This is a genomic window from Geodermatophilus sp. SYSU D00079 (assembly GCF_054050635.1).
On record NZ_JBJGZS010000002.1, the window covers coordinates 297203 to 313155 of the forward strand.

At 75.3% G+C, this 15953-nt stretch carries 13 protein-coding genes; 6 read left to right on the top strand and 7 right to left on the bottom strand.

Going from position 1 to position 15953, the window contains the following annotated elements; translation table 11 throughout:
* Positions 1-6: 6 nt before the first annotated feature.
* The 3 genes from ACI79E_RS03605 to ACI79E_RS03615 form a co-directional block, all read right to left on the bottom strand.
* Entirely contained in the window at positions 7-414 is a 408-nt protein-coding gene (locus ACI79E_RS03605; protein WP_456931172.1) for a YciI family protein, read from the bottom strand.
* A 110-nt stretch (positions 415-524) separates the two neighbouring features.
* Positions 525-1847: a cytochrome P450 gene (locus ACI79E_RS03610; protein WP_456931173.1), complete on the bottom strand. Its 1323-nt coding sequence runs from the start codon at positions 1845-1847 to the stop codon at positions 525-527.
* Positions 1848-1877: 30 nt separating this feature from the next.
* Entirely contained in the window at positions 1878-2732 is an 855-nt protein-coding gene (locus ACI79E_RS03615) for a 3-hydroxyacyl-CoA dehydrogenase family protein (protein WP_456931174.1), read from the bottom strand.
* Between the two features lie 332 nt (positions 2733-3064).
* Here ACI79E_RS03615 and ACI79E_RS03620 point away from each other — a divergent pair, with 332 nt between their 5' ends.
* Entirely contained in the window at positions 3065-3922 is an 858-nt protein-coding gene (locus ACI79E_RS03620) for an alpha/beta fold hydrolase (RefSeq protein ID WP_456931175.1), read from the top strand.
* A 6-nt stretch (positions 3923-3928) separates the two neighbouring features.
* Here the strand turns inward: ACI79E_RS03620 and ACI79E_RS03625 are convergent, their stop codons facing one another.
* The gene (locus ACI79E_RS03625) at positions 3929-5296 is read right to left on the bottom strand and encodes an amidase family protein (protein ID WP_456931176.1); all 1368 of its coding nucleotides are present in this window, start codon (positions 5294-5296) and stop codon (positions 3929-3931) included.
* 77 nt (positions 5297-5373) lie between these two features.
* Here ACI79E_RS03625 and ACI79E_RS03630 point away from each other — a divergent pair, with 77 nt between their 5' ends.
* On the top strand, positions 5374-6249 hold the full coding sequence (locus ACI79E_RS03630) for an ABC transporter substrate-binding protein (protein ID WP_456931177.1): 876 nt from the start codon (positions 5374-5376) through the stop codon (positions 6247-6249).
* Between the two features lie 7 nt (positions 6250-6256).
* Here the strand turns inward: ACI79E_RS03630 and ACI79E_RS03635 are convergent, their stop codons facing one another.
* Genes ACI79E_RS03635 through ACI79E_RS03645 form a run of 3 tightly spaced genes read right to left on the bottom strand, consistent with a single transcriptional unit; the run spans position 6257 to position 9136 of the window.
* On the bottom strand, positions 6257-7321 hold the full coding sequence (locus ACI79E_RS03635) for a 3,4-dihydroxy-2-butanone-4-phosphate synthase (protein WP_456931178.1): 1065 nt from the start codon (positions 7319-7321) through the stop codon (positions 6257-6259).
* On the bottom strand, positions 7318-7962 hold the full coding sequence (locus tag ACI79E_RS03640) for an NADPH-dependent FMN reductase (protein ID WP_456931179.1): 645 nt from the start codon (positions 7960-7962) through the stop codon (positions 7318-7320). Before ACI79E_RS03640 ends, ACI79E_RS03635 begins: the two co-directional genes overlap by 4 nt.
* Position 7963: 1 nt before the next feature.
* A complete protein-coding gene (locus ACI79E_RS03645) occupies positions 7964-9136 on the bottom strand; it encodes an LLM class flavin-dependent oxidoreductase (protein ID WP_456931180.1) in 1173 nt (390 codons plus the stop codon).
* Between the two features lie 535 nt (positions 9137-9671).
* Here ACI79E_RS03645 and ACI79E_RS03650 point away from each other — a divergent pair.
* The 4 genes from ACI79E_RS03650 (at position 9672) to ACI79E_RS03665 (ending at position 15615) form a co-directional block, all read left to right on the top strand.
* The gene (locus ACI79E_RS03650; protein ID WP_456931181.1) at positions 9672-11621 is read left to right on the top strand and encodes a helix-turn-helix domain-containing protein; all 1950 of its coding nucleotides are present in this window, start codon (positions 9672-9674) and stop codon (positions 11619-11621) included.
* Positions 11618-13558 carry a helix-turn-helix domain-containing protein gene (locus ACI79E_RS03655; protein ID WP_456931182.1) on the top strand — a complete coding sequence of 647 codons (1941 nt, stop codon included), beginning with the start codon at positions 11618-11620 and terminating at the stop codon, positions 13556-13558. The genes ACI79E_RS03650 and ACI79E_RS03655 overlap by 4 nt, the downstream gene beginning before the upstream one ends.
* 260 nt (positions 13559-13818) lie before the next feature.
* Positions 13819-13971 (top strand): hypothetical protein, encoded by a 153-nt coding sequence (locus tag ACI79E_RS03660; protein ID WP_456931183.1) that lies wholly within the window; start codon positions 13819-13821, stop codon positions 13969-13971.
* Positions 13972-14043: 72 nt separating this feature from the next.
* Positions 14044-15615 (top strand): sodium:solute symporter family protein, encoded by a 1572-nt coding sequence (locus ACI79E_RS03665; RefSeq protein ID WP_456931184.1) that lies wholly within the window; start codon positions 14044-14046, stop codon positions 15613-15615.
* Positions 15616-15953 lie beyond the last annotated feature (338 nt).

Consider the following 15953-nt stretch of genomic DNA (forward strand, 5'->3'; position numbering starts at 1 on the left):
CGGGCGTCACTCCGTGATGGTCGGCGGCGCGGCCAGGAACGGGCGCACCTCCAGCCACTCGTGGATCGGCTCGCCGCCCGCCCCCGGGGCCGCGGACAGCTCACCGGCCAGCTCGATCGCCCGCTCTCGCGTCTCGACGTCGATGACCATCCAGCCGGCGATCAGGTCCTTGGTCTCCGCGAACGGGCCGTCGGTGACCGGCGGCCGCCCGCCGCCCTCGGAGCGGACCCACACGCCCTCCGGGGAGAGGGCCTGCCCGTCGACGAACTCACCGGTGCGCTCCAGTCGAGCGGCGAAGTCCTGCATGTACCGGACGTGCGCGGTGACCTCCTCCGGCGTCCACTGGTCCATCGGCACGTCGTTGACCGCCGCCGGCGCGCCCCGGTAGTGCTTGAGCAGCAGGTACTTGGCCATGTCGTCCTCCTGGTGGGGTACGGCCCATCGTGGCCGTGTGCACTGCGGGGACGGAGCCGCGTGCCGGTTCTCGACACCCCGCCGTCGACTTCCTCCGTGGACCGCGCCCGCTACGCCGTCCAGGAGATCGGCAGGCGCTTCACGCCGCGCTGGAAGTTCGACCGGAGCAGGGCCGGCGGTCCGTCGAGCCGCAGGTCGGAGGTCCGCCGCAGCAGCTCCCCGAACAGCGCCCGCATCTGCACCCGTGCCAGCTGGCCGCCGAGGCAGAAGTGCGGGCCGTGGCCGAAGGACAGGTGCGGGTTGGGCGCCCGCCGGACGTCGAAGGCGTCCGGGTCGGGGAACACCGCCTCGTCCCGGTTGGCCGAGGTGAAGGAGACGACCACCTTGTCCCCGGCCCGGATGCGGACGCCGGCGAGGTCGACGTCGACCGTCGCGGTGCGGCGGAACACCATCACCGGCGTCCACCACCGCAGCATCTCGTCGACCGCGCCGGGCAGCAGCGACGGGTCGGCGCGCAGCGCGGCCAGCGCGTCCGGGTGCTGCAGCAGGGCGATGAGCCCGCCCGGCAGGCCGTTGCGCAGCGTCTCGTTCCCGGCGACGGCGAACAGCCAGAACATGTTCTCGAACTCGGCGTCATTGACCGCACCGCCGTCCTCGTCGACCTGGGCGAGCAGGATCGACATGACGTCCGAGCCGGGCGAGCGGCGCTTCTCCTCGGCCAGCAGCCGGGCGTAGGCGTAGAGGTCGGGCATGCCGGCGCGGGTGCGCGGGTCGGGCATCCGCCCGCCCGGGCCGGGCGCCGGGCGCAGGGCGACGGCCGCCCGGGCCATCGCCGTCCCCCCGGTGCCGTCGAAGGCCGACGAGGTGGCGTAGTCGGGGTCCTGCCAGCCGATGACCCGGTTGGACCAGTCGAACATCAGCCAGCGGTCCTCGGCCGGCACCCCGAGGACGTCGGCGAGGGTGAGCAGCGGGAGGTCCGCGGCGACGTCCTTGGCGAAGTCGCACCGGCCCTCGGCCGCGCCGTCGACCATCCGCTCGACCAGCCGCGCCGCCGTCGCCTCGATCGAGGCGGTCAGCGCGGCGACGGCCCGCGGGGTGAACGACCGGGTGAGCAGCCGCCGCAGCCGGGAGTGGTCCGGCGGGTCCATGTTGAGCATCATCCGGCGCACCCAGGCGAGGTCCGCGGCGTCCCGGACCTGGGTGGCGCCCAGCCACGAGGAGAACGTGGCCGGGTCCCGCAGCACCCGCTCGACGTCGGCGTGCCGCAGCACCAGCCAGAAGCCCGGGCCGGCCGGCTGCCCGTGCAGCGCGGGCTCCTCGACCCAGGTCACCGGCGTCTCCGCGCGCAGCCGGCGCAGCAGGTCGAACGGCGGACCGTCCTCGTAGGTCGCCGGGTCGACGAGGACGGCGGGATCCAGTGCCGCTGACGCCATGTCCGCTCCTGGGGGTCGGCTCCTGGAGGGTCAGGAGTAGGTGTGGAAGCCCTTGCCGGTCTTGCGGCCGAGCTCGCCGGCCGCGACCTTGTCCCGCAGCAGCTGCGGCGGGGCGAACCGCTCGCCCAGGGTCCGGTGCAGGTACTCGGCGATCGCCAGCCGGACGTCGAGGCCCACCAGGTCGGTCGAGCGCAGCGGCCCCATCGGGTGCCGGTAGCCCAGCTCCATCGCGGTGTCGATGGCCTCGGCGTCGGCCACGCCCTCCTCGAGCATCCGAATCGCCTCCAGGCCCAGCAGGACGCCGAGCCGGGAGGAGGCGAAGCCGGGGGAGTCCCGCACCACGACGTCGGTCTTGCCCAGCGCCCGCACCCAGCCGCTCGCCGTCCCGACGAGGTCCGGGTCGGTCTCCCGGGCGACCACGACCTCCACCAGCTTCGACGCCGGCACCGGGTTGAAGAAGTGCAGGCCCAGGAACCGGGCGGGACGCTCCAGGGCCGCGGCCAGCTCGGTCACCGACAGGGAGCTGGTGTTGGTGGCCAGGACGGCGTCGGGCCCGACGGCGGTCTCGGCGGTGCGCAGCACCTCGGCCTTGAGGTCGGCCCGCTCGGGAACCGCCTCCACCACGAGGCCGGTGGCCGCGTCGAGCTCGGCGGCGGAGTCGAGCAGGGTCAGCCGGCCGAGGACCGTCGCGACGTCGTCGGTCAGCTTCCCTCGGCGGGCGGCCTCCTCCAGGCCGTCCGCGACGCGCCCGCGCGCGGCCTCCGCGGCCGCGCCGCCGGCCTCCACGACGGCGACCTGCGCGCCGGCGGTGAGGAACGCCTGCGCGATGCCGGCGCCCATGCGCCCACCGCCGACCACGCCCACCCGGGCGGGGACGCCGCTCATGCCCGCTCCACGGACTGGGGGACCTCGGTGGACCGGTGGGACATCGACGCTCCTCGGACGTGGGCGGGCGGCGCCGACCGGCACCGACTTCCCGACCAAACGTTCAGTAAATGAGGTCCGAAAGTCTCGCGCACCCGCCCGGGTCCGTGCAAGCCCCGGCGCCCGGGTGCAGCGGTCGCCCCGGGTGGTCTGTCGGGTCGGCCACACCGCGGCCGGAGCGGCGTGCCGGTGGCCTAGCCTCGGACCGGCCGCAGAACCAGCCCCGGTCCGGGGCGCCCGACGTGGGGAGAGCTCTCATCGCCCGGAGTCGACCCCCGGTCCACCCGCACCGGGTGCGCAGCGCGGACGGGACGGTCCTGCGCGCGTGGTCCAACGACCAGGACGGACTGCCGGTCCTGGTGTGCAACGGTCTCGGCGCCTCACCCGCGGCGTGGGCCGACGTCCTCGCCCCGGGCAGCGGGTTCCGGGTGGTCGGCTGGGACCACCGCGGACTGGGCGGCTCGGAGCGGCCGGCCGACGCCGCCCGGGTCCGGGTCGAGGACCACCTCGCCGACGCCCGTGCCGTCCTGGACGCCTTCGACCTCCCGCCGGCGCTCGTCGTCGGCTGGTCGCTCGGGGTGAACGTCGCGTTCGAGCTGGCCCTGGCCGAGCCGCAGCGGGTCCGCGGCGTGCTGGCCGTGGCCGGCGTGCCCGGCGGCAGCTCCGCCTCGCTGTTCGGGTCGCTCGGGGTGCCGCGGCGGCTGCGGCCCTCCGCCGGCCGGCACGGCAGCCGGCTGCTGCCGGTGGTGGGCCCGCTCCTGCCGCTGGTCACCGCGGGCCTGCAGCAGTGGCAGCCGCTGCTGGCGATGGCCGGCGCCGACCCCGCGGCCCCGGAGGCCACCCGGCTGGCCGGCCTGCTCGAGGTCGCCCACGAGTTCGCCGGTCAGGACTGGTCGTGGTTCCGGCACCTGGCCGTCGCGGCCGCCGACCACGCCCCCCTCGACCTGTCGCCGCTGGACCGGCCCGCCACCTTCCTGGCCGGCCGCTACGACGTGCTCGTCGACGTCGCCGACGTGCGGGCGGCCGCCGCGGCCGTGCCCGGCGCCCGGTACCGCGAGTACCCGGCGTCGCACTTCCTGCCGCTCGAGCGCCCGGACGCGGTGCTGGACGAGCTGCGCCGGCTCGCCGGGGTGTGCGCCGCCCGGGCGTGAGGGCGGCTACCCGAGCCCGGCGGCCAGGACCGGCTCGACCCGGGCGGCCGCCGCGAGCAGCGCGCCGTCGTCCCCGGGCAGGGACTCCAGCGACAGGCCGATCGGCAGCCCGGCGGCGCTCGTGCCGGCCGGCAGCGAGATCGACGGCATGCCGGCGGTCGACCCCGGCCCCGTGTTGCGGATCGTGGTCAGGAAGACCGGCACCTGCCGCCCGTTGAGCTCCGTCGTGTCGTCGTCCCCGACCGGCGGCGCCGGCAGCGGCACCGTCGGGTAGACCAGCGCGTCGAGGCGCGCGCCGTCCGCGGGACGCAGCGCGGCGGCGTAGGCCCCGCGCAGCCGCTCGCGGACGGCCAGCTGCTCCCGGTAGACCTCCTCGGTCACCGAGCCGCCGGCGGCCAGCTCCAGGGCCCCCCGGACGTCGGGGGAGGCCACCTGGGCGAGGACGTCGGCGAGGGTCAGCCGGCTCTCGGGTCCGGGCAGGGTGGCGAGGTAGGCCGGCAGCTCGCGGGCGATCTCGAAGAAGACGATCGGGAACCCGCACTCCGCGTCCAGCTCGTGCGCGTCGGCGACGCAGACCTCGACCAGCTCCACGCCGGCGTCGGCCAGCCGGTCCAGTGCCCGCTGCGTCGTGGCCGCGACGTCCGGGTGGAGGTCGTCGTGGAAGCCGGTCCGGGGGACGCCGAGCCGCAGCGGCCGGTCCAGCGGAGCGGGGGCGGGCTGCCCGGTGACGAGCTCGTCGACCAGCGCGGCGTCGGCGACGGTCGTGGCGAGGACCCCCGCGGTGTCCCGGGTGCCGGAGATCGGCACCGTGCGGCCGCTGCCCCAGCGGCCGACCGTCGGGCGCCAGCCGACCAGGCCGCAGTGCGCCGCCGGCACCCGCACCGAGCCGCCGGTGTCGGTGCCCAGCGCGACCGGGACGACGCCGACGGCGACCGCGACCGCGGACCCGCCGGAGGAGCCGCCGGCCGAGCGGCTGGGGTCGTGCGGGTTGCGGACCGGGCCGAAGGCGGCGTTGTTGCTGGTGACGCCGAGGGCCAGCTCGTGCAGGTTCGTCTTGCCGACCACCGCGGCCCCGGCCGCCCGCAGCCGCCCGACCGCGTGCTGGTCGCGGCCCGGCCGGGAGTCGCGCAACGCCGGCGTCCCGCCGGTGGTGGGCAGGTCGCGGGTGTCGAGGTTGTCCTTCACCGCCACCGGGACGCCGGCCAGCGGGCCCGTCCCGCCGGACAGCGGTCCGGTCCCGCCGGCCAGGGGATCGGCGAGGGAGGTGAAGGCACCCAGGTGGGCGGTCTCCCGTGCCCGGTCCAGGCTCCGGGCGAGCACCTCCTCCGCGGACGTGGTCGCGATGCGCTGCCGGACCTGGTCGATCGTCTCCACGTCGTCCCCTCCCGCCCGAGCCGGTGGACGGCTGCGGTGCGGCGTCATCCTGCCGGTCGCGGAGCTACCGTGGCGCCGTGCGGATCGCCTCCCTGCTGCCGGCCGCGACCGAGATGGTGACGGCGCTGGGGCTGGCCGACCGGCTGGTCGCGGTCACCTTCGAGTGCGCCGCCGAGGCCCGGCGGGGCCGCCCGGTCGTGGTCGACACCGCGCTCCCGCCGGGCCTCCCGCCCGGGGAGGTCGACGCCTGGGTGCGCGGGCGGGTAGCCGCGGGGCTGCCCCTGTACGAGCTCGACCGTGCGGCGCTCGCGGCGACGGACCCGGACGTGGTCCTCACCCAGGACCTCTGCCGGGTCTGCGCGCTCCCGGCCGCGACGGTGGAGGAGGCGTGCCGGGCGATCGGCACCGACGCCGAGGTCGTCTCGATCGACCCGCACACCCTGGACGAGGTGCTGGACGCCCTCGTGGCGGTCGGGCGCGCGGCCGGCGTCCCCGACGTCGCGGCGGGCCTGGTGACGGGACTGCGCGGCCGGTTGGCCGCCGTCGAGCACGCGGTCGCGGGCCGGGCCCGGCCGCGGGTGCTGGTCCTGGAGTGGACCGACCCGCCGTACCTGCCGGGCCACTGGGTGCCCGAGCTCGTCCGCCGGGCGGGGGGTGAGCCGGTGGGCGCCGTCGACGGCGGCCGCAGCGTCGCGGTGGACTGGGCGGACCTGCCGGCGGCCGACCTCGTCGTCGTCGCGCCGTGCGGCCTGGACCTGGCGGCGGCCCTGGAGCAGTGCGCGGCGGTGGCGCAGCGGCTGCCGGGGGTGCCCCTGCTGGCGATCGACTCCGCCGCCCACGTGGTGCAGGCCGGGCCGGGGCTCGTCGACGGGGTCGAGGCCCTCGCCTGGGCGCTGCACCCCGGCGCCGTCCCCGAGCCGCCGGCCGGGCGGGTGGCCCGGCCGGCGGCCTGAGCGCACGTCACCGCCCCCCGGGGGCTGCTCCCTGCAGCGGCGCGACACCGGCGACCGGGACACCGAAGCGGCCCAGTCCGACGGCGTCGCGCGGGTCGTCGGTGAGGACGAGCGCCGAGCCGACACCCAGGTCCCGCAGCACGTGCGCGGCCAGGCGGTGTACCTGGGCCGGTGCGTCCCCGCCGTCCTCGCACCGCGGCCGGCCTCCCCGCAGGTGGACCAGGACGCCGCGCCCCGCCGCGCGCACCGCGGTGAGCGCGGCGTCCAGGTCGCCGGCGCAGCTGCACTGCACCGACCCGAGCAGGTCCCCGGCCAGGCACTCGACGTGCACGCGGACGGGCACCGCGTCCCCGCCGGCGACGTCCCCGGCGACGACGGCCAGGTGCTGGGTGCCGTCGACGGCGTCGACGTAGACGTGCCGACGGAACTCCCCGTGCCGGGTGGTCAGCGCGGCGGTGCCGGCCGGCCGCACCGGGGACTCGACCCGCTCGCGGTGCCGGACGACGTCGGTCACGTCGACGTCGGCGAGGGCGTCCAGGGCCGGGGGCAGCGGTTCGTACCCCGACTCGGGCACCGCCGCCAGCACCGCCGCGGGCACCAGGCCGGCCAGGCGGCAGAGGTCGGTCGCGGCCTCGGGGGGCGCCGGGCGCTCCAGCACGCCACCCGGGCGCACCCGCACCGGCACGACGTGTCCCGGGCGGACCAGGTCGGCCGGGGTCGTCGACGGGTGGGCCAGCGCGCGGGCGGTGCGGGCCCGCTCCAGGGCGGAGATCCCCGTCGTCAGCCCGGCGCAGGCGTCGACGGAGACGGCGAAGGCCTCGCGGCCGGCGTCGTCGGCCTCCATCAGCGGGATGTCCAGGGCGGCCAGGCGTTCGCCCTCCAGGGCCACGCAGGCGAACCCGCTGCTGTAGCGGACCAGCAGGGCCATGGTCTGGCCGGTGACCCGCTCGGCGGCGATCACCAGGTGCCGCTCGCCGGCGCAGGTGAGGACCACCGGCTCGCCCCGTCGCAGCGCGGCCAGGGCGCCGGGCACCCCGTCGACCCGGTCGGGGCACTCCGCCAGCACGGTCATCGCCCGGCCCCCTGCCCGGCAGGCACCGCGACGTCGCGGCGCGCCGACACCAGCTCGGCGAAGCGCACGACCTCGTCCGCGACGGTGTGCAGCTGCTCGAGGACCCGCTGGTCGCTGCACGCGCCGTCGGCGAAGCTGCACTGGGCGGAGTTGATGGCCGCGCCGTAGGGGGTGACCCACCCGCGGAGGGCGTGCACGATCGCCCGCAGGGCGGTCAGCGTGGTCACCGAGGCCTGCCAGCCGTAGGCGGTCACGATGAGCCCGACCGACCGGTCGGCGAGGTAGGGCAGCCGGTCGTCCCGCATGTCCTCGGTGTAGTCCAGGGCGTTCTTCACCAGGCCCGACAGCGAGCCGTGGTAGCCCGGCGAGGCGACGATGACCCCGTCGGCCCGGCGCAGCTCGGCGACGAGGTCCTCGGCCACCGGGCCACCGCTGCCGGACTCCGGGGCGTACATCGGCAGCTGGGCGAGCTCCGCGCCGGAGAAGACGCGGGTCGTGGCGCCGAGGGCCTCCGCGCGGCGCACCGCGGTGCGCAGCGCCTGCTCGCTGGACGAGCCGGGACGCACCGTGCCGCCGAGGCCCACGATGTGCAGTGGCCGTCGCCGGTCGCCGCCCGGTCCGGCGGCGGTCGCCGGGTCCACCTCAGGCCCCCGCCGGCACGGCCGGCCGGCTCGCGGCGGCGACCCGTCGCTGGCTGACCTGCGGTGTCCAGTGGTCGGGCTGGTCGGCCCACAGGTCGCGCAGCTGCGGGATGACCTGGGTGCCGAACAGGTGGGTGTTCTCGGCCGCGGTCTCCTCGGGGAGGTTGCCCATGTGCAGCGACGCGATGAGCTGCCCGACGCGCAGCTCGGTCGCCAGCTCGCGCAGTCGCTGGGCCACCCGGTCGGGCGTGCCGGCGACGATGTAGCCCTTCTCGTCGTACTCCCAGAAGCTCATCTCCCCGCGGACGGCCCGCTCCCGGTCCGCGGCCGCTGCCGGGTTGGTGGTGTGCTTCAGCGTCTGCGCGAGGGACTGGGTCGAGTTGTAGCCGGGCGGGGTCGCGTACCGCATGGCGGGGTTGCGGACCCGCTGGAAGTACTTGACCGCCTCGTAGTACTTCGCCTCGGCCTCGGCGTCGGTGTCGGCCACGCAGACCAGCTGGGTGAAGGCCATGCGGTGCGGGTTCATGTCGCCGTCGTGGGCGGCGACGTAGTCCCAGTAGCCGTCGACCAGCGGCTTGGCCGCCTGCAGCCCGGAGAAGGAGAGGTGGCCGTAGCAGTAGTTCTCCCGCGTCACGAGCTCCCACGTCTCCACGCTGCTGGACCCGGGGATCCAGATGGGCGGGCGCTGCTGGATCGGCCGCGGCCAGACGTTGACGTAGCGCAGCTGGGTGTACTTGCCGTTGAACGCGAACGGCTCCCGCTCCTCCCACGCCCTCAGCACCAGCCGGCGCGCCTCGTGGAAGCGGTCCCGCAGCTCCACGGGGATCCGGGCGTAGGCGAAGGCCGAGTCCATCGGGGTGCCGAAGACGAAGCCGGCGATGAGCCGGCCCTCCGACAGGCAGTCCAGGTAGGCCATCTCCTCGGCGACGCGGGTCGGCGGGTTGTAGAGGGCCAGCGAGTCGCCGATCACCAGGATCGCCGCGTTCTGGGTGCTGCTCGCGAGGCTCGCGGCGAGCAGGTTCGGCGACGGGGTCATCGCGAACGGCGTCTGGTGGTGCTCGTTCACCGCCAGGCCGTCGAAGCCGTCGCGGTCGGCCTGCTGCATGAGGCGGATGAACATCCGGTAGTTCTCGCCCACCCGGCCGGAGTCGGCCATGTCGATGGGGCTGTCCACCCATCCACCTTGGCCGGGCGCCGGGAACTGGTCCGGCAGACCGTCGTACGTCACTTCCGCGAACCAGTGGAACTTCATCGTCGCCTCATCCCGGACTGTCGCGTCCTCGTCGTCCGCTACGAACGGGCCCACTGTCGAACGCCGCGGTGGAGCGGGACAACGGAGGTCCGTCCACTCGTGTCCCGACAACGGTGGGCAGTGTCACACCCACAGGACGGTCGCCCGTGGACGGCGGACGGCGCGGGGCCATGTGGAGAGATGTCCACTCTGCTGGGCTGAGGAGTGTGTGGAACCCCCTGTTGCGGACGTGCGGCTGTTCCCACACTGGGTGAGGACGTGAGGTCGGTCACAGCGCGTACTCGCGCGGGTGGACCCCTCCGACCCGGTGGGCGTCTGTCGTAGCGTGACCGACCACGGAGGTGATCCGGGCCACATGACGCGTGCACCTGTCACGATGACGAACGGACGACCACCCCGCGCGACCGTCCCGGCCGCGCGCACCGGGGCGCCTCCGCGCCCAGGTCCGGCCGGCGCGGTGGCGCACCGGGCCGTCGCCCACCTGCTGCGCCTGCTGGCCGAGGAGGCGCCTGCCGAGGCGTTCGACCGGCTGTCCCGGAGCCTGCTGGACGCGACGGTCCCCGCCGACCGGGACGCCGCGCTGACCGCGCTGGCACGGGCCGGTCGGGTCCGGGAGCTGCTCTCCCACCGGAAGAACCGGGAGAAGGAGACCCAGGCGCTGTACGAGACCGCCCGGGACCTCGCCTCGTTGCGGGACGGCGAGCAGGTCCTGGAGGCGATCCTGCAGCGGACCCGTCAGCTGCTGGGGACCGACGCCGCCTACCTGGCCCTCGTGGACCCCGACACCGGCGAGGCCTACATGCGGCTGACCCTCGGCACGGTCACCACGCCGATCCAGTCGGTGCGCCAGCGCCCGGGGCAGGGCATCGGGGGCCGGATCATCAGCACCGGCCGGCCGTTCGCGACCGCCAACTACCGGCAGGACCGGAGCCTGGACCGTGACCCCTCGGTCGTGGACGCGGTCGTCGAGGACGGGATCGTCGGCATCATCGGTGCCCCGCTGCGGGTCGGCGGGGACGTGGTGGGGGCGCTGTTCGGCGCCAACCGCTACGAGCGCTCGTTCGCGCCGTCGGAGATCGCGCTGCTGTCCTCCCTGGCCGACCACGCGGCGATCGTCATCGAGAACGTCCGGCTCTTCGAACGCGCCGAGCGGACGGCCGAGGAGCTGCGGACGGCCAATGCGCAGCTGCGGGTGCAGGGGCAGGCGCTCGAGCGCGGCACGTCGGCGCACGGGCAGCTGATGCGCACGGTGCTCCGGCGGGCGGACCTGGCGGAGCTGATCGACGCGATCGGCGGCATCCTGGAGGGCGCGGTCGCGCTGGTCGACCCCAACGGTCAGGTGGTGGCCAGCACCCGGCCCGGCGACGGCCTGTCCGTCGGCGAGCTGTCGCCCGCCGCCGGTGCCGAGCCGGCCGCCACCGCCCGGCCCGGCGCCGCCCACCGACTGGACGGGGCGGCCGACGACGGGACCGAGCGGTGGGCGGTGCCCGTCCAGGCCGGGCCGGACTCGTTCGGGCACCTCGTGTTCGCCGCCGGCAAGCCGCTCCTCGAGGCGGACGTGCGCATCCTCGAGCGCTCCGCGCAGACGGCGGCGCTCCTGCTCCTCATGGAGCGCCAGGCGGCGGTGTCCGAGCAGCACGTGCGCGGCGAGGTCATCGCCGACCTGCTCGCCGAGCGCGAACCCCGCTGGGACTCGTTCTCCCGGCGGGCCAAGCGCGCCAGCGGCATCGACTTCGACGTCCCGCACTCGGTGCTCGTGCTGACCGCCGCCGGGGTGTCGCGGCGGCGGCTGCTCCGGGCGGCGGCGGACTACGCGGCGACGCGCCGCGGCCTGGCCAGCGAGCACGCCGGGAAGGTGGTGCTGCTGCTGCCCGGGGTGGACGCGGCCACCGCGGGCCGCGCGGTGAAGCCCCAGCTGGACCGGATGACCGGCGGCGAGGTCACCTGCGGCGTCGCCGGCCCGGCCACCTCGGCGGCGGCCGTGCGCCGGCTGTACCGCAGCGCCGACCGGTGTCACCGGCTGCTCCTGGCTCTGGGGCGGGAGGGCCAGGCCGGCGGCGTCGAGGACCTCGGAGTCATCGGACTGGTGCTCAGCGGCACCTCGCGCGAGCAGTTGGAACAAGTGCTCGCCGAGACCCTCGGCCCGATCGTCCGCTACGACGCGCAGCACGGGACCCCCCTGGTCGAGACGCTGACGGTGTTCTTCGCGGCCGGGCAGAACCCGCGGGCGGCGGCCCGCTCGCTGCGGGTGCACCCCAACACCGTCTACCAGCGCCTCGAGCGGGTCGACGCCGTGCTCGGACACCGGACGTGGCGGGAGCCGGCGGGTGCGCTGACCATGCAGATGGCCCTCCAGCTCCACCGGGTCGTCGAGCAGGTCCCGATCGAGGTGCTGGTCGGCACGTGAGCGGTCCTGGTCCCCGTTCCGGCCGGCCGGCCGCACCGTCCGACGTGCTGGCGCGGCTGCTCGACGTGCTCGCCGAGGAGGGACCGGTCGCGGAGATCGACGCCCTCGCCGCGCGGGTGCGCGACGCCCCTGACGTCCCCGACCGCCAGGTGCTGCTGCTCGCGGCCGAGGACGCCCGCCGCGTCCGGCACCTGCTGGCCCAGCGCGAACGGCGCGAGGCCGAGATGCAGGCCCTGTACGAGACGGCGCGCGACCTGACCTCCCTGCGCGACGTCGACGGCACCCTGCACGCCATCGTGGACCGGGTGCGCCGGCTGCTGGGGGCCGACCTCACCTACATCGCGCTGGTCGACGAAGAGACCGGAGACGCGTACATGCGGGTCACCTCCGGCGCGAGGACGGCACCGATCGAGACGGTCCGCCAGCGCCCGGGCCAGGGCATCGGCGGCCGCGTCATCGAGACGGGGCAGGCCATCGCCACCGACGACTACCTGGCCGACCCCCGCCTCTCGCTCTCACCCGCGGTCGCCGCCGCCGTCCGCGAGGAGGGCATCGTGGGCATCGCCGGCGTCCCGATGAAGCTCGGCTCCCGGGTCGTCGGGGCCCTGTTCGCCGCCGACCGTCGTCGGCGGACGTTCGACCAGGCGGAGATCGCGCTGCTGTCCTCCCTGGCCGACCACGCGACCGTCGTCATCGAGAACGCCCGGCTGTTCGCCGGGATGCGGGCGTCCACCCGTGAGCTGCGGGAGGTCAACAGCCGCCTCTCCGCGCAGCGGCACGTCCTCGAGCGGGCCAGCGCCGCGCACGAGCAGCTCATGCCCCTCGCTCTCACCCGCGCGGACCTCGGCCAGTTCGCCGAGACGGTGAGCCGGATCCTGGGCGGCGCCGTCGAGTTGTCCGACACCGACTCCCGGCTCCTCGCCGCGGCAGACGCCCCCGAGGTCGCCCCCGAGTCACCGGCGTCCGCGGTCGGTGAGGAGGACCCCGATCCCACGCCCAGCTCCGCGGTCGTGCGGGTCCGGGCGGGGAAGGAGACCTTCGGGAGCCTGCGCCTGACCCGCGCCACCCCGATCAGTGACGCGGAGATGCGGACCCTGGAGCGGGCGGCGCAGACGGCGGCCCTGCTGGTGCTGATGGAGCGGCAGACCGCCCTGCTGGAGGAGGAGCTGCGCGCCGAGCTCCTGGACGACCTGCTCGCCGACGGGACCCCGGACCGAGAGGTGGTGCACCGGCGGGCGGAGCGGCTCGGTGTGCTGCGGCCCGGTGAGGCCCAGGTGCTCGTCGTCTGCTCCGCCACAGGGGTGCCGCTGTCGCACCTGCTCAAGGCCGCTGCCGACCTGGCGGCTCGGGCCGGCGGCCTCGCCAGCGAGCACGGCGGGTCGGTGGTCCTGCTGCTGCCCGGCGCGGACGGCGGGGCCGCCGCCCGCACGGTCGCCGCCGAGCTCGGGCAGGCCGTGGGCACCGCGGTGACCGCGGGCGCCTCCGGGCCGGCGGAGACGGGAACCGGCCTGCACGCGTCGCACCGGGAGGCGGCACGCAGCCACCGGCTGCTCCTCGCCCTGGGGCGCGAGGGCGACGGGGCGACGCTGCAGGAGCTGGGCATCGTCGGCCAGATGCTCGAGGGTGCGACGCCCGGGCAGGTGCAGCGGGTGGTCGACCGTGCGCTGGGACCGTTGATCGCCTACGACGCCGAGCACTCGGCAGCCCTCTTCGACACCGTGGAGGCCTTCTTCTCCTGCGGGCAGAGCCCACCGGAGGCGGCGCGCCGGCTGGGGGTGCACGTCAACACCGTCTACCAGCGGCTCGAGCGCGTCGACCGGGTCCTCGGGGGGCCGAGCTGGCGGGAACCGCAAGGAGCACTGGAGATGCAGATGGCGTTGCAGCTCCATCGGGCGTGCGGACCCTCCGCGACGACCGAGCCATCGGCGGCACGCTGAGCGCGGCGGTCCGTCGAGATCGCGCGCTGACCGGTCGCCCCGTCGTCCACCGCGGGATGTGTCGCCCGGCACACACATCCGCCCTGGACAGTGGGCACCTTCCCGTTGTCGCCGATCCGCCGCGGTAGCCACAGTGGTGGTGCCGCCTGCACGGGCGGTGAGGGCAGATGGAGGAGAACGGTCAGCACCCCGGGGTGCGGTCGCACCCGCCACGGGTGGCGACCCCGCCGGTGACCGCGCCGTCGAGCGAGGAGGACAGGATGTTGCTCGGACTCCCGCTCATCACCTGGTTGTTCGTGGTGGTGGGCTTCCTCGCGGCTGTCGTGGCCTCGCTGGTCTTCGCGAAGACCTATCGCTCGGGTACCGACGAGTGGGGCACGCTCGACGACCTCTTCCGCCGGTTCCGCCGGTGACACCCCGCCCGAGCCCCTGAAGCGCGCCACGCGCTCGTGCCGCCCGTCGACGTCACCTCGAAGGCGTGATCCATGAAGTTCGAGCCACTCACCGTCGTAGCGGTCGTCCTCTACGCCTCGATCGTCCTCGGCATCGGCTGGATGTCGATCCGCCGCGTGAAGTCGACGCGTGACTACCTCATCGCCGGAGACGGTTTCGGCAAGTGGGTGGTCTCCTTCGGGGTGGTCGGAGCGGTCCTGAGCGGCGCCAGCCTGCTGGGGAACGCGGGTTCGGGTTACGGCGTGGGCTATGCCCTCTACGTCATGACGCTCGGGCTCAGCTTCCTCGGGCTGACGGCGGCCTACTTCATCCTCGCCAAGCCGATGACGGTCATCGCGAAGCGGCACGAGGTGTACACGCTGCCGGACGTGCTCTCGCTGCGCTATGCCGACAGCCGGGCCGTCCGGGTGCTGTCGGCACTCGCGGTCGTGCTGGGTTGCTACATCTACCTCGTCGTCCAGTTCGTCGCCATCGCCTACGTGGGCGTGACCATCTTCGGGTGGAGCCCGGGCTTCTCCATCCTCGCGGGCGGGCTCTTCGTCGTCCTCTACTCGATCGGCGGCGGCATCGTCGCGACGATGTGGGCGAACCTCTTCCAGATGATCGTGCTGGGGATCTTCGCCATCGGCATCGCGGTCTACGGCGTCTCGCAGGTGGGCGGCTTCACCGAGCTGCACTCGCGCCTGGAGGCCGTCGATCCGGAGCTGATCGCTCCGTGGCACGAGAGCGGCGCCTTCGTCTGGCAGAACGTCCTGGCCTACGCGTTCTTCGTCGGCCTGCTGGCCTACGCCGGCGTGCCCCACATCAACACCAAGTTCCTGACCATCCGGAACGTGGAAGTGGTCCGGTGGTTGCCGTTCATCTCGTGCTTCCTCTACCTCGGTGGCGTCGCGGCCGTGTGGGCCGGGATGTCCTACCGGGTACTGCAGGAACAGGAGGCGCTGCCCGTTCCCTCCGAGCCCGACGCGGTCCTGCCGACCCTCGTGGTCGAGTCGTTCGGCCCGTTCATCGTCGGCGTACTCGTGGCGGCGGTCCTGGCCGCGGTGATGGACACCGCCGCCTCGTTCATGCTCCTGAGCTCCGCTGCGGTGATCCGTGACATCGGCAAGGAAGCGCTCGGCTGGAACCTGTCCGACCGCCAGGAGAAGTGGGCGATCCGCGCGTTCGCGGTCGTGTTCATGGTCCTGGCCGGGCTCCTCGCCCTGAACCCGCCGGACTTCGTCCTGGCGCTGATGGCGGTGGCCTGGGGGGCGCTCGCGGCGATGCTCGGGCCGGTCCTCTACCTCGGCATGCGGTGGAAGCGGGCAACGTCCCAGGGGGCCGTCGCCGCGCTCGTCGTCGGTATCGCGATCGGCGGCGTGGCCGGCGTCCTCAACCAGACGTTGTTCAGCGAGGACCCGCTCTTCTCGCCCTGGAACGTCGCCGCCGTCGGCGTGGCCGCCTCCTATGTCACCCTCATCGTCGTCTCACTCCTGACCAAGCCGCAGTCCAGCAGGGTGTTCGCGCACTTCGGCACGGGGGAGCGACCTGACGGCGCCGACTCCGGTGAGCGAGTGCAGGCAGCTGCCGGTCCGGCGACCCCGGCCGAGCGCCACGCGGGGTAGTCGCCTCGGGCGGTGGTGCCGGGCCCCGACCGCGGGGCTCCGACCGCGGGCCGGCGCGCCGGCCGCTCCGCGCGCGGGTGCCAGGGCCGTCGGCCGAGCCAGGTGGGGGATCCTGAGGACAGCTGGTGCGCGGTCCCGGTCCGGGCGGCGGTGCGGCGACCCTCCTCCCGAGCGTCGGAGCGCGACGATCCCGCCCCGGACCCGGGACGTCCCACACCCGACGGCGCGTGTCGACGACGTGCCACTGCCCTGGGGGGGGGGGGGGGGGGGGGGGGGGGCGGGGGGGGGGGGGGGGGGGGGGGGGGGGGGGGGGGGGGGGGGCGGGGGGGGGGGTTGTG

Bases quoted from the DNA above. Each gene is read 5' to 3' on its own strand.
- ACI79E_RS03615 (WP_456931174.1), bottom strand. From the start codon at position 2,732: ATGAGCGGCGTCCCCGCCCGGGTGGGCGTGGTCGGCGGTGGGCGCATG.
- ACI79E_RS03635 (WP_456931178.1), bottom strand. From the start codon at position 7,321: ATGACCGTGCTGGCGGAGTGCCCCGACCGGGTCGACGGGGTGCCCGGC.
- ACI79E_RS03605 (WP_456931172.1), bottom strand. From the start codon at position 414: ATGGCCAAGTACCTGCTGCTCAAGCACTACCGGGGCGCGCCGGCGGCG.
- ACI79E_RS03610 (WP_456931173.1), bottom strand. From the start codon at position 1,847: ATGGCGTCAGCGGCACTGGATCCCGCCGTCCTCGTCGACCCGGCGACC.
- ACI79E_RS03660 (WP_456931183.1), top strand. From the start codon at position 13,819: ATGTTGCTCGGACTCCCGCTCATCACCTGGTTGTTCGTGGTGGTGGGC.
- ACI79E_RS03665 (WP_456931184.1), top strand. From the start codon at position 14,044: ATGAAGTTCGAGCCACTCACCGTCGTAGCGGTCGTCCTCTACGCCTCG.